11 protein-coding genes are annotated in these 13,440 nt (G+C 72.8%); 5 read left to right on the forward strand and 6 right to left on the reverse strand.

Features of this window, described 5'->3' with window-relative positions:
* Positions 1-29: 29 nt before the first annotated feature.
* Positions 30-839 (reverse strand): crotonase/enoyl-CoA hydratase family protein, encoded by an 810-nt coding sequence (locus tag OG392_RS03205; RefSeq protein ID WP_329275292.1) that lies wholly within the window; start codon positions 837-839, stop codon positions 30-32.
* A gap of 164 nt (positions 840-1,003) precedes the next feature.
* Here OG392_RS03205 and OG392_RS03210 point away from each other — a divergent pair, with 164 nt between their 5' ends.
* Positions 1,004-2,650, forward strand: coding sequence for an acyl-CoA synthetase (locus tag OG392_RS03210; RefSeq protein WP_329275294.1), 1,647 nt, complete (start codon positions 1,004-1,006; stop codon positions 2,648-2,650).
* A 6-nt stretch (positions 2,651-2,656) separates the two neighbouring features.
* Here the strand turns inward: OG392_RS03210 and OG392_RS03215 are convergent, their stop codons facing one another.
* Complete coding sequence (locus tag OG392_RS03215) at positions 2,657-3,070, reverse strand: VOC family protein (RefSeq protein WP_329275296.1); 414 nt, start codon at positions 3,068-3,070, stop codon at positions 2,657-2,659.
* Between the two features lie 228 nt (positions 3,071-3,298).
* Entirely contained in the window at positions 3,299-3,964 is a 666-nt protein-coding gene (locus OG392_RS03220; protein WP_329275298.1) for an NADPH-dependent F420 reductase, read from the reverse strand.
* Between the two features lie 76 nt (positions 3,965-4,040).
* On the opposite strand from OG392_RS03220, the gene OG392_RS03225 reads away from it, so the two are divergent.
* Positions 4,041-4,391, forward strand: a complete 351-nt coding sequence (locus tag OG392_RS03225) for a winged helix-turn-helix transcriptional regulator (protein ID WP_329275300.1) — start codon at positions 4,041-4,043, stop codon at positions 4,389-4,391.
* 50 nt (positions 4,392-4,441) lie between these two features.
* On the opposite strand, the gene OG392_RS03230 is transcribed toward OG392_RS03225, so the two are convergent.
* Complete coding sequence (locus tag OG392_RS03230; protein WP_329275302.1) at positions 4,442-5,962, reverse strand: alpha/beta fold hydrolase; 1,521 nt, start codon at positions 5,960-5,962, stop codon at positions 4,442-4,444.
* A 103-nt stretch (positions 5,963-6,065) separates the two neighbouring features.
* Between OG392_RS03230 and OG392_RS03235 the strand changes: the two genes are divergently transcribed.
* On the forward strand, positions 6,066-6,881 hold the full coding sequence (locus OG392_RS03235) for a pentapeptide repeat-containing protein (RefSeq protein ID WP_329275305.1): 816 nt from the start codon (positions 6,066-6,068) through the stop codon (positions 6,879-6,881).
* A gap of 112 nt (positions 6,882-6,993) precedes the next feature.
* On the opposite strand, the gene OG392_RS03240 is transcribed toward OG392_RS03235, so the two are convergent.
* The gene (locus OG392_RS03240; protein WP_329275307.1) at positions 6,994-7,770 is read right to left on the reverse strand and encodes a GNAT family N-acetyltransferase; all 777 of its coding nucleotides are present in this window, start codon (positions 7,768-7,770) and stop codon (positions 6,994-6,996) included.
* A 250-nt stretch (positions 7,771-8,020) separates the two neighbouring features.
* On the opposite strand from OG392_RS03240, the gene paaK reads away from it, so the two are divergent.
* Positions 8,021-9,310 (forward strand): phenylacetate--CoA ligase PaaK, encoded by a 1,290-nt coding sequence (paaK, locus tag OG392_RS03245; protein ID WP_329275308.1) that lies wholly within the window; start codon positions 8,021-8,023, stop codon positions 9,308-9,310.
* Between the two features lie 9 nt (positions 9,311-9,319).
* Here paaK and OG392_RS03250 read toward each other — a convergent pair whose 3' ends face one another.
* Complete coding sequence (locus tag OG392_RS03250; protein WP_329275310.1) at positions 9,320-10,840, reverse strand: fatty acyl-CoA synthetase; 1,521 nt, start codon at positions 10,838-10,840, stop codon at positions 9,320-9,322.
* A gap of 157 nt (positions 10,841-10,997) precedes the next feature.
* Between OG392_RS03250 and OG392_RS03255 the strand changes: the two genes are divergently transcribed.
* On the forward strand, positions 10,998-13,427 hold the full coding sequence (locus OG392_RS03255) for a penicillin acylase family protein (protein ID WP_329275312.1): 2,430 nt from the start codon (positions 10,998-11,000) through the stop codon (positions 13,425-13,427).
* The last annotated feature ends 13 nt before the right edge of the window (positions 13,428-13,440 follow it).

A 13,440-nucleotide genomic window follows, 5' to 3' on the forward strand; every position in this document is an offset into this window, starting at 1 on the left:
GGACGGGCTGGGGTGGGGTGGGGCGCACCTCATTCCCGCCGGTACTCCGGCGTCCGCTTCTCCGCGAACGCCCTCGCCCCCTCCTTCGCGTCCGCCGTGTCGAAGATCGGCCACCCCCGCTTCAGTTCGGCGGCCAGCCCCTCCGTCTCCGTCATCTCGGCTGCCTCGTACACGGACGCCTTGACCGCTTCCACGGCGAGGGGCCCGCACGCGTTGATCCGTTCGGCGATGCCGAGGGCGGCGTCGAGGGCGGTGCCGTCGGGGACGACCCGGCCGACGAGGCCGATCCTGGCGGCCTCCTCGGCCGAGTACGGGCGGCCCGTGAGGAGCATCTCGAGGGCGTGGGTGCGGGCGATCTGCCGGGGCAGGCGGACCGTGGAGCCGCCGATCGGGAAGAGGCCGCGCCGGACCTCGAAGAGTCCGAACGTCGCCGAGGCGGCCGCGACCCGGATGTCCGTCCCCTGGAGGATCTCGGTGCCGCCGGCGACGCAGTACCCCTCCACCGCGGCGATGACGGGTTTGCGGGGGCGGTGGTGGCGCAGCATCGCCTTCCAGTGCAGGTCGGGGTCGGCCTTGAGCCGGTCCCGGTAATGCTCTCCCTCCATCCCCTTGCCGGCCAGGGCCTTGAGGTCCATGCCCGCGCAGAAGGCGCCACCGGCGCCGGTGAGGACGACGGAGCGGATGCCGTCGTCGGCGTCGGCCTCCAGCCAGCCGTCGTAGAGCCCGACGAGCATCGGCAGTGAGAGGGCGTTCTTGGCCTCGGGCCGGTTCAAGGTGAGGACGAGCGTGGCGCCTTCGCGCCGTACGCCGAGGTGTTCGGTGCCACCAGTGCCACCCATGGGGGTCTCCCGTCTCCAGTTCTGGAACAGGTTGCAGTAGCCGGGGGTCCAGTTCAATAGTTTTCTGACACCCAGTCAGATTCTTCTGCGCACCCCCTTCCCCCTGTCACCGGTCGGCGCTGTAATGACCGCCGAGTCAGTGCGAACCGGGGTCAGGAGGAACGGTGGAGTACAACCTTGCCGACCTGTTCGAATCGGTGGTCGACGCGGTACCCGACCGTGAGGCGCTGGTGTACGTCGACCATCCGGGCACCGGCGAGGAGCGCCGGCTCACCTACGCCGAGCTGGACGAGGCCGCCAACCGGATCGCGCACCACCTCGTCGACGCGGGCATCCGGCCCGGCGAGCACCTCGGCCTCCACCTCTACAACGGCGTCGAGTACCTGCAGACCGTCCTCGCCTGCCTCAAGGCACGGATCGTGCCGGTCAACGTGAACTACCGGTACGTGGAGGAGGAGCTCGTCTACCTCTACCGGGACGCCGACCTGGCCGCACTCGTCTTCGACGCCGAGTTCACCGACCGGGTCGCGGCGGCGCTGCCGCAGACGGAGAAGCTGCGGCACCTCGTGCGGGTGGGGACCCCGCCCGAGGGAGCGGCCGCCGGCCTGGACTGTGTCCCGTACGCCGAGGCGGAGGCCGCCGGTTCACCCGCGCGCGGCTTCGGACCGCGCTCGGCCGACGACCTCTTCATCATCTACACCGGCGGCACCACCGGGATGCCCAAGGGCGTCCTGTGGCGCCAGGAGGACCTTTTCTTCGCGGGGCTGTTCGGCGGGGATCCCTCGGGCGAGGCGGTGAAGCGCCCCGAGGAGCTGGCCGAGCGGGTCGCCGCCGGCGGCGCCGGCATCACCTTCTTCCCCGCGCCTCCGCTGATGCACGGCACCTCCACGCTGACCGCGTTCATCGCCTTCAACTACGGCCAGCGGGTCGTCCTGCACCGCAAGTACGTCCCGGAGGAGGTCCTCCGCACCCTGGAGAAGGAGAAGGTCTCCAGCATCTCCCTCGTCGGGGACGCGATGCTGCGGCCCCTCGTGGACGCGCTGCGCGGACCGCGGAAGGGCACGGACCTCTCCGCCCTGTTCAGCCTGTCCTCGTCCGGGGCGATCATGTCCGAGACCGTACGGGCCCAGCTCCAGGAGCTGATGCCGAACGTCCTGCTCCTCAACAACTTCGGTTCCACCGAGTCCGGTTCCAACGGCCGCGCCACCGACGACTCCGGTCCGGCCAGGGGCTTCCGGCTGCACGTCAACGAACGCACCCAGGTCGTCGACCCCGCGACCCGCGCCCCCGTCGCCACCGGCGAGATCGGCCGGCTGGCCCAGCGCGGCCACGTGCCGCTCGGCTACTACAACGACCCGGGGAAGACCGCCGAGACGTTCTTCGAGCGGGACGGGGTCCGGTGGGTGCTCCTCGGCGACATGGCGACCGTGGACGAGACCGGGGTGGTCACCGTCCTCGGGCGCGGCTCCCAGTGCATCAACACGGGTGGCGAGAAGGTCTATCCGGAAGAGGTGGAGCAGGCCCTCAAGTCCCACCCCGACGTGTACGACGCGCTGGTCGCCGGAGTGCCGGACGCCCGCTGGGGCAACCACGTCGCCGCGGTCGTCCAGCTCCGCGCGGACGCCCGGCCGCTGGACCTGGAGACCCTCCAGACCCACTGCCGTCCCCGCCTGGCGGGGTACAAGGTGCCGCGCCAGCTGGTCCTCACCGACCGCATCCAGCGCTCGCCCAGCGGCAAGGCGGACTACCGCTGGGCCCGCACGGTGGCGGTGGAGGCGGACACCCGGACGGAAGGCGGGGAACGCGCCTGAGGCGGGTCAGCTCCGCTCGGTGATGTTGACCATCCACGTGATGCCGAACCTGTCCGTGCACATACCGAAGACATCGCCCCACATCTGCTTCTCCAGGGGGACGGAGACGGTGCTGCCGTCGGTCAGCTTGTCCCAGTAGCCGCGCAGCTCCCCGGCGTCGTCGCCGCTGAGGCTCACCGCGAAGCCGTTCCCGGGGGTCAGCTCCGTGCCCGGCGGGTTGTCGGCGGCCATCAGCGTGAAGCCGCTGGGCGTCTCCAGCATGCCGTGCATGATCTTGTCGGCGTACCCGGGCGGCGCCTCGGCTCCGGACCCGCCGTACGTGTTGAGGTCGAGCGTGCCCCCGAGGGCCTGCTGGTAGAACTCCAGGGCCTGCTTCGCGTTGCCGGAGAAGCTGAGGTAGGGGTTGAGACGACTGGTCACTCCTGGCTCCTGTCATGTCGCGCCGTGGCGATGTCGGGCACCGTCCGGCGCCGCCGACCCACCGATCCTCCACCGGGGCCTGCCGCTACGGCCGAGGCGCGCCGCGCCTGGGCCGATCGGCCCACGGCCGCGAACCCGACACGGGCACGCGCACGGAGAGCGATACGGCCAGGGCGCCGGCACGGACCCCGACGCCGGCTCCGGCACGGGTGCGGGTGCGGGTGCGCTTCAGGCGCCCGCCGGCCCCTCTCCCGGGCCCGCCGCGAACGCCAGCGGCGGCGCCATCGCCCGCGCGTCCGCGTTCTCCCCGACCCACAGCCCGATGAAGAGCGCGGCCGTCGCCTCCAGGAGCCCCGCCCGGTCGAGACTTCCGCCGGTCAGCGGTGCGCAGCCCGCGTCCCGCACCAGCCGCCGTACGAGCGCGAGCGCGGTGGCGTCGTCGCCGCACACCGGGACGGCGAGGCGCTGCCCGTCGAAGACGGGAGGATCCATCCGCCACACGTCCTCGTGGCAGAGGTTGAAGGCCTTGACGACCCGGGCGCCGGGCGCGGCGTCCGCGAGTCGGCGCGCCGCCGACGGTCCGCCGTCCGTGAGCAGCCGGAAGCCGGGGCCCACGGGATTGGAGCAGTCCAGCAGAACCTTGCCGGCCAGGTCCGCCCGCAGCTCGCCGACGACCGCCTCCCCCGCCCCGTACGGCAGCGCCGCCAGGGCCACCTCGCCGAACGCCGCCGCCTCGCGGAGGCTGCCGTGGCCGGTCCCGCGGCCCAGGCGGCTCGCGAGGTGCCGCGCCCTCGTCTCGTCGCGGCCCCCGACGAGGACCTCGTGTCCCGCCCGCACCCAGTGGGTGGCCAGGGCGTCCGCCATGTTGCCCGTGCCCAGTACGCCGATCCTCATCGTCCGTCCCCTCTCCGCGCCGGTTCTCGGCACCTCGGGAACGACATTAGGGAGACGGTCGGGCACCATCTGGTACGTGACGTCCGACGCCTTCCTCGCCGACTGCCGCGCCCGCCTCGCCTTCGACCTGCTCTCGAACACGTGGAACGCCGTGGTGCTCTGGTCCCTGCGAGGGGGCCCGAGCCGCCACGGCGAACTCCGGGAGCGCATCGGCGGGATCAGTTCCAAGGTCCTCACCGAGACGCTGCGGCGGCTGGAGTTCAACGGCCTGGTGGAGCGGCGCGTCGAGGACGACGCGCCGACCCGGATCCGCTACGAACTCACCGGCCTGGGAGAGACCCTGCTCGGTCCGATCGACGCGTTCGGCGCGTGGGCCTTCGAGCACGGCGACGAGGTGATGGCCGCCCAGGAGCGCCACGGCGGGTGACGTCGACCGCTGCGGCGGCACCGATCGACAAGACACCCGCACGACACCCGCTAGAGGCCGAACTCCCGCAGTGCGCGCAGGAACGCGTCCGGGGCGTCCGTGTGGACGAGGTGCCCCGCCCCGATGGTGACGCAGCGGGCGCCGGGGATGCGGTCGGCCAGCCAGTACAGCTGGTCCTGGCGGACGTGGCTGGTCGGGCCGCCCGCGACGACGAGGGTCGGGGCCGAGATCGCGGGGAGTTCGTCGCGCCAGGCCGGATCGGGGGCGTTCAGCTGGGCGTCGGTGGAGGGGACGATCTCCCAGTCGAAGCCGAGCGGGCCCTCGGGCCGTTCCGCCGGGGGCCGCGGCGGGTCGAGCGGGAAGAACACGGGGACGTCCTCCAGGACGAGCCGACCGATCAGGTCCGGTTCCCGTGCGGCGAGGAGATACGCGGACCCGCCGCCCATCGAGTGGGCGACGACGGTCACACCGGTCAGGCCGAGGGCCTTGAGGAAGCCGCCGAGTTCGTCGCGGAAGACGTCGAAGCCGTAGGAGCCGGGCCGGTCGCTGAGACCGTGGCCGCGGAGGTCCACCGCGTACACCCGGTGGTCGGCGGCGAGCTCCGCCGCGATCCGCGCCCAGGTGGTGCTGTTCTCGCCCCGTCCGTGGACCAGGACGACGGGCGGGGCGTCCTCGGAGCCCCGTACCCGGTAGGCGAGGCGGACACCGTCCACTGTGACCGTACGGACGTCGGGGTCGAGGAAGGCGGCGAGGGGGCGGAGGAACCCCTCCGCGTCGTCGACCCACGGGAAGTGCCCGGCGCCGGGCAGGACGACGAGCTCGGCGTCCGGGAACAGGGCGGCGGCCTCCGCGGCCTTGGCCGGGGTGGGACCGGCGTCGTACTCCCCCGCCAGGAGGAGGACCGGTGCTGTGAGCGCCGTGAGCGCGCGGCGGGTCGCCTCCGGGGCGTACGCGCCCTCCCCGTGGTAGGCGGGCGCGGCCTCCCAGTTCATCTGCCCGGCCTCTCGGGCCGCGTGGTCCCGGGCGGCCTCGTCCCAGCGGCCGTACGCGAAGGGCGCGACGATCTCGCGGACGCGTATCAGCGGGGTGTCCGGTCCGATCCCGTCGAGCGCGGCCCTGGCCTGGGGGTACCAGGTCCGGTCGGCGAAGACCTCGACGGCCCTGTCCCACTCCTCGTCGGTGGTTTCGACGCCGAGCGCGCGGGCGGCGGAGGTGACGAGGACGAGGGAGCGGATCCGCTCGGGGTGGGCGGCGGCGTACAGGGTGGCCAGGTTCCCGCCCGCCGAGTGGCCGAGCAGGTCGATCCGCTCCAGGCCGAGGTGGACGCGGAGCGCCTCGACGTCGCCGACCTGCCGGTCGCAGCGGTACGTGCCGGGGTCGGCGGGCTCGGCCGACGCCCCCGTCCCCCGCGCGTCGAGCAGGATCAGGGTGCGGTGCGCGGCGAGTCCGCCCAGGTCACCGAGGTAGACGGCGTCGCGCATGGGTCCGCCCGCGAGACACACCAGGGGCTCGCCCTCCCCCACGATCCGATAGGCGAGTTCGGTTCCGTCGTATGCGGTGAACGTTGGCATGACACCGATCCTCAGGGACCACGAACGATCTTCGCAACGGGTTTGGCGCCACGCGCGATACGGTGGATGGACCGACCCCGACCAGCGAAGGAACCGTCCCACCGTGCCCGACACCCGGGAATCCGCACTGCGCGGCGACTGCGCCAACTGCTTCGGCCTGTGCTGCGTGGCGCTGCCCTTCGCGAAGTCGGCCGACTTCGCCGTGAACAAGGCACCGGGCGAGCCCTGCCGGAACCTCCAGGAGGACTTCCGCTGCGGCATCCACACCCGGCTGCGGACGAGCGGGTTCCAGGGCTGCACGGTGTACGACTGTTTCGGCGCGGGCCAGCAGGTCTCCCAGGTGACCTTCGGCGGTGTGTCCTGGCGCGAGGCGCCGGAGACCGCGAGCCGGATGTACGACGTGTTCTACGTGATGCGCCAGCTCCACGAACTGCTGCGCTATCTCACGGAGGCGCTGGCCCGCCCGGCGGCCCGCCCCGTCCACGCCGAGCTGGCGACGGCACTCGCCCGGGTCGAGGACCTCACCGGGGGTTCGGCGGACGACCTGGAGCAGCTGAGGGTGCCGGAGGTGCGCGCCGAGGTGAACGAGCTGCTCCTGCGGACGAGCGAGCTCGTCCGTGCCACGTCCGGCGGGAAGCCGAGGAGCAGGCGCGGTGCGGATCTGATCGGCAAGCGCCTGCGCGGGGCGAAGCTGCGCGGCACCGACCTGCGCGGGGCACTGCTGATCGCCGCCGATCTGACCGGCGCCGATCTGTCGCTCACGGATCTCATCGGCGCGGACCTGCGGGACGCCGATCTGTCGGGCGCGGACCTGACCGGAGCCCTCTTCCTGACGCAGCCCCAGTTGAACGCGGCGCGCGGGAACGCCTCCACCCGCCTTCCGGAGGGTTTCGAGCGCCCCGCGCACTGGGCGTCCTGAGCTACGACGCGGCAGCCGTGGACGGCGAGCGGCACGTCGGACGGCTCGAGGTCTCGGTGCACGACCCCGGCGCCGTGCATGACGTGCGGGGCCTCTGCCATGCCTGCGAGGACTACCCGCCGTAGGTGTGGGGGGTCGTGGTGGAGAGCGTGAGGAATCCGAGGCGGCCGAGAATGGGGCGGCTCGTGTCCGCCGCGTCGACCTGGACGTAGCGGTGGCCGCGTTCGGCGGCGATGCGCGCGCGGTGGGCGACGAGTGCGCGGTAGAGACCGCGGCCGCGCCAGGCCTCGACGGTGCCGCCGCCCCAGAGGCCGGCGAAGTCGGTGCCGGGGCAGAGTTCGAGGCGGGCCGCGCTCACGGGTTCGCCGTCGGCGAGGGCGAGGACGGCGGTGACGGTGTCGGGGTCGGCCGCGAGCCTGTCCAGGAGCTGGCGTTCGAGGTGGCGGCTGTCGGCGCCGAAGGCGCGTTCGTGGACCTCGGCCACCTGGCGTACGCCCGACTCGTCGGTGACGGAGCGGAGTTCGACGCCCGCGGGCAGCGGTACGTCGTGGGGCAGCGCGGCGGCTTCGGCGGCCATCAGGGTCTCGGGGTCCTCGGCGGTGAAGCCTGCGGCGAGGAGCCTTCCGCCGAGGTCGGCGGGGGTGTCGTGGGCGTACAGCTTCCACTCGAAGGGCAGGCCTTCGGCGCGGTAGTGGTCGATCTGCCCGGCGATGGCGCGGTCGGCGTCCCCGGCGTCGAGACCGGACCAGAGGACGCCGTTCCAGGCGTGCGCGGGTCCCGTCTGGCGGACGACGCCGCCGACGCGCTCGACCCGGCAGCCGGGTCCGTCGGGGCGGGCGTCGCGGCGGAGCTGGGCGTCGTACAGGTCACGGAGGTGCTGGGGTTCCATGCGGGCCACTCCAGCACCCGGCCCCGTGTCCGGCAACGGGATTACCGGGCGGGGCGGGCCCGCCGGGTCCGGCCGGGTGCCGTGCGGGAGGGGGCGGCCCTGGACGGGCGAGGTGCTGCCCGATCGGGCCAGGGGCCGGGAAACTTGCCCCGACCCCTTGCCAACCCCCCGGTGCCTCCGGTTTTACTGGCCGGGAACGGGTCGACCGAATGATCGGTCGTCCGTTTTACGACCGTGGAGGAGTGGCGCGATGACGGAACTGCTGGACAGCGGCGAACGGCTCGGACGCGAGGAGCTGGCGGCCCTCCAGCTGGAGCGGCTGCGGGCGAGTCTGCGCCACGCGTACGAGAACGTGGACTTCTACCGGCACTCCTTCGACGCGGCCGGGGTGGCCCCGGACGACTGCCGGACGCTCGCGGACCTGGCCCGCTTCCCCTTCACCGCCAAGACGGACCTGCGCGACCACTACCCCTTCGGCATGTTCGCCGTCGACCAGTCCCGGATCCGGCGCATCCACGCCTCCAGCGGCACCACGGGCCGGCCGACCGTCGTGGGCTACACCGACAACGACCTCGACATGTGGGCCGATATGGTCGCCCGGTCCCTGCGCGCGGCCGGGGCCCGCCCCGGACACAAGGTGCATGTGGCGTACGGATACGGCCTGTTCACGGGCGGACTCGGCGCGCACTACGGCGCGGAGCGGCTCGGGTGCACGGTGATCCCCGCCTCGGGCGGCATGACGGCCCGGCAGGTGCAGCTCATCCAGGACTTCCGCCCCGAGATCATCATGGTGACGCCCTCGTACATGCTGACGCTGCTCGACGAGTTCGAGCGGCAGGGCGTGGACCCGCGCTCGACCTCCCTGAAGGTGGGCGTCTTCGGCGCCGAGCCGTGGACGGAGGCGATGCGGAAGGAGATCGAGGAGGCCTTCGCGATCGACGCGGTCGACATCTACGGCCTGTCGGAGGTGATCGGCCCCGGCGTGGCCCAGGAGTGCGTGGAGACGAAGGATGGCCTGCACATCTGGGAGGACCACTTCTACCCGGAGATCGTGGACCCGTTCACGGGCGAGGTGCTGCCGGACGGGGAGGAGGGGGAGCTCGTCTTCACGTCGCTCACGAAGGAGGCCATGCCGATCGTCCGCTACCGGACGCGTGATCTGACCCGTCTGCTGCCGGGGACCGCGCGGGTGTTCCGGCGGATGGAGAAGGTGACGGGACGCAGCGACGACATGATCATCCTGCGGGGGGTGAACCTCTTCCCCACCCAGATCGAGGAGATCGTCCTGCGCACCCCGGCCGTGGCCCCGCACTTCCAGCTCCGGCTGACCCGCGAGGACCGGCTCGACGCCCTGACCGTCCGGGCCGAGGCCCGCCCGGAGGCGACGGGCGAGCAGCGCGCGGAGGCGGCCCGGTCGATCGCGGCGGCGGTCAAGGACGGGATCGGGGTCTCCGTGGGGGTCGAGGTGGTCGACCCGGAGACCCTGGAGCGCTCGGTGGGCAAGCTCAAGCGGATCGTGGACCTGCGGAAGGAGTCCTAGGGCCTGTCGTCAAACTCCCGTCTGACCGTCGGCGTACCGGTCGCGCAGCTCCCGCTTGAGGATCTTGCCGCTCGCGTTGCGGGGCAGTTCCGGCAGGAAGTGGACGCGCTTCGGGGCCTTGAAGCGGGCCAGGCTCTGCCGGGCGTGAGTGAGGAGTTCCGCCTCGGTGACCTCGCCCCGCGGGACGACCACGGCCGTGACCGCCTCGATCCAGCGGTCGTCGGGGAGGCCGATCACGGCCACCTCGGCGACCCCGGGGTGGGTGTAGAGCGCGTCCTCCACCTGGCGTGAGGCGACCAGCACACCACCGGAGTTGATGACGTCCTTCACCCGGTCGACGATCGTGAGGTAGCCCTGGGCGTCGCGGACGGCGAGGTCGCCCGAGCGGAACCAGCCGTCCCGGAAGGCCGCCTTCGTCTCCTCGGGCTTGCGCCAGTATCCGTCGCACAGCTGCGGAGAGCGGTAGACGATCTCGCCGGGGGTGCCGTCGGGCACGTCCTCGCCGTCCTCGTCCACGACCCGCGCCTCGACGTGACGGACGGGCCGGCCGCAGGAGTCCATCCGCCCCTCGTGCTCGTCGGGGCCGAGGACGGTGGCGAGGGGGCCGATCTCGGACTGCCCGAAGCAGTTGTAGAAGCGCAGTCCGGGCAGCCGTGCGCGCAGCCCTTCGAGCACCGGCACGGGCATGATCGAGGCTCCGTAGTAGGCCTTGCGCAGGGCCGACAGGTCACGGCGCGCGAAGTCGGGGTGGTTGGCGAGGCCGATCCACACCGTCGGAGGGGCGAAGAGGCTGTCGGCGCGACCCGCCTCGATCAGGTCGAGGAGGACGGCCGGATCGGGCCCGTCGACGATCGTGTTCTCGGCGCCGACGGCGAGGTAGGGCAGCAGGAAGACATGGGTCTGGGCCGAGTGGTAGAGCGGCAGCGCGTGCACCGGCCGGTCGTCCTCGTGCAGGTCGAGCGCCTCGATCGCGCTGGCGTACTCGTGGACGAGGGCCCGGTGGGTCATCGTCGCGCCCTTGGGCAGCGCGGTGGTGCCCGAGGTGTACAGCAGCTGGACGATCTCCCGGGCGTCGCGGTCGCTGTCGTACGTCTCCGGCTCCGCGAGCGCGTCGAGAAGGGAACCGGGCGCGTCCCGCAGCGCCTTGACCGCGAATCCGTCCGGTACGCGCTCCGCGAGGGCGGGGTCGGCGAGCACCAGGGAGGTCTCGGACTGTTCGAGGAGGTACGTGAGGTCCTCGCCGGTCAGATGGTGGTTGACCGGCACGTGGATCAGGCCCGCCCGTGAGCAGGCGAGGAACGCGATGAGGTAGGCGTCCGAGTTGTGGCCGTAGGTCGCGACCCGGGCGGTCTCGGGCAGACCGATGCCGTGGTGCGGTTCCCGCAGGACGGCCGCGGCGGTGGAGACGGCCGCGTCCAGCTCGGCGTACGTCCAGGTCCGGTCGGCGTAGCGGAGGGCGATCCGGTCGGGGACGCGCTGGGCGCTCATGCGCAGGACACCGTCGACGGCGCGGCTGAGGAGTCGATCCATGCGGTGATCCTCCGCGCGTGCCGGGCGGAAGGTCAAGTACCGTGCGAGCGCGCCGGACGGGCCTGGACCTCGGATACCGAACGGGATGTTGACATGAGGGCGCGCGGCTGCGTGCATGGTCCAACCCGTTGTGCCCGTCCGTCCGTTGGGAGGCATCTTGCACTTCCGTTCCCGTCTCAAGCAGCTGGCGCTCACCGCGTCCGCCCTCGCCGTCGTCACCGCCACGCTGCCCGGCGCGGCGGCCGCCGACTCCGGGGGCCGGGGCCACCACCCGTCCGACCGGGGGTTGTCGGCGGTCATCCGGTACACCGAGTACGGCATCCCGCACATCGTGGCCAAGGACTACGCGAACCTCGGCTTCGGGACGGGCTGGGCCCAGGCCGCCGACCAGATCTGCACGCTCGCGGACGGCTTCCTGACGGTGAACGGGGAGCGCTCCCGGTACTTCGGTCCTGACGCCGCCCCGGACGGCTCGCTCTCGTCAGCCGCCACCAACCTCTCCAGCGACCTGTACTTCCGCGGGGTGAGGGACGCGGGAACGGTCGAGACGCTGGTCGGCACTCCGGCGCCGTCCGGGCCGAGCCGTGAGCTGAAGGAGCTGATGCGCGGCTGGGCGGCCGGGTACAACGCCTGGCTGCGGAAGAACCGGGTGACGGATCCCGCCTGCGCGAAGGCCGACTGGGTGCGTCCGGTGACCGCCCTCGACGTGGCCCGGCGCGGTTTCGCCGTCTCGGTCCTGGGCGGCCAGGGCCGTGCCGTCGACGGCATCACCGCCGCCGGTCCGCCGGCCGTTCCCGCCGGCCCGCGGACCGGCTCCGGCCAGGAGCCCGCCCCGCGGGCGGGCGTCTCCGGGCAGCTTCCCGATCCCGGGCTCGCCGCCGAGGCCGCGCGGGAGCTCTTCGCCGCCGAGAACGCCACGATGGGATCCAACGCCGTCGCCTTCTCGGGGGCCGCCACGGCGAACGGGCGGGGCCTGCTCCTGGGGAACCCCCATTACCCCTGGCAGGGCGGCCGCCGCTTCTGGCAGTCGCAGCAGACCATCCCCGGCGAGCTCGACGTCTCGGGTGCCTCGCTCCTCGGTACGACCGTCGTGAACGTCGGCTTCAACGACAAGGTGGCCTGGAGCCACACCGTCGCCACCGGCGTCCCGCTCAACCTGCACCAGCTGACGCTCGCCCCGGGCGACCCGACCTCGTACCTGGTGGACGGCCGCCCGGAGCGGATGACCCCGCGTCAGGTGACCGTGCCGGTCGAGGGCGGCGCCCCGGTCACCCGTACGCAGTGGTGGACCCGGTACGGCCCCGTCGTCGCGGGTCTCGGCGCCCAGCTCCCGCTGCCGTGGACGGCGAGCACGGCGTACGCGCTCAACGACCCCAACGCGAGCAATCTGCGCGGCTCCGACACCGCGCTCGGCTTCGGCAAGGCGCGCTCCACCCGGGACGTCGCCGAGACCCTGCGGCGCACCCAGGGGCTGCCCTGGGTCAACACGGTCGCGGCGGACTCCGCGGGCCACTCCTTCTTCAGCCAGTCGCAGGTGCTCCCGCGGATCACCGACGAGCTCGCCGGGCGCTGTTCCACCCCGCTGGGCCGGGCCACCTACCCCGCGTCGGGCGTGGCGGTGCTCGACGGCTCACGGTCGGACTGCGCGCTCGGCTCCGACCCGGACGCCGTGCAGCCGGGCGTCTTCGGCCCGGCGCGGATGCCGGTGCTGCGGGACACCCCGTACGTGGAGAACTCCAACGACAGTGCCTGGCTGACCAACGCCGAGCGGCCGTTGACCGGCTACGAGCGGATCTTCGGCACGATCGCCACCCAGCGCTCGCTGCGTACCCGGGGCGGTGTCGAGGACGTGGCGGCGATGGCGGCGCGCGGCGATCTGACGGTGGCCGACCTCCAGCGGCAGCAGTTCGCCAACCGCGCTCCGGCCGGTGACCTCGCCGCGGGCGAGGCGGCGCGGGCCTGCGGGACGGCGCTGCCGGACGATCCCGAGGCCTGCCGGGTGATCGGCGCCTGGGACCGGACGGTGAACACGGACAGCAGGGGCGCGCTGCTCTTCGACCGCTTCTGGCGGAAGTTCACGGCGTCGGTGCCGTCAACACAGCAGTGGACGGTGCCGTTCTCGGCGACGGACCCGGTCCGTACCCCGAACACCCTGAACACGGCGGTCCCTGGCTTCGCCAAGGCCCTGGCGGACGCGGTGGCGGAGCTGCGGGCGGCGGGGATCCCGCTGGACGCGCCGCTCGGCGCGCACCAGTTCGTCGTACGGAACGGGGAGCGGATCCCGGTGAGCGGCGGCACCGAGTCGCTGGGCGTCTGGAACAAGACGGAGTCCGTGTGGAACCCGGCGGGCGGCGGCTACACGGAGGTGGCGCACGGGACCAGTCATGTGCAGGCGGTGGGCTGGGACGGCGGCCGGTGCCCGGTCGCCCGCACCCTGCTCTCGTACTCCCAGTCCTCGAACCCGCTGTCGCCGCACCACAGCGACCAGACGCGGTTGTACGCGGGCGAGCGCTGGGTGACCTCCCGGTTCTGCGAGAAGGACATCCTGCGCTCGCCGGCGCTGCGGGTGGTGGTCGTCAGGGGCTGACCGGAGCCGCTCG

Origin of the sequence: Streptomyces sp. NBC_00691, assembly GCF_036226665.1 — a bacterium.
GTDB lineage: Bacteria > Actinomycetota > Actinomycetes > Streptomycetales > Streptomycetaceae > Streptomyces.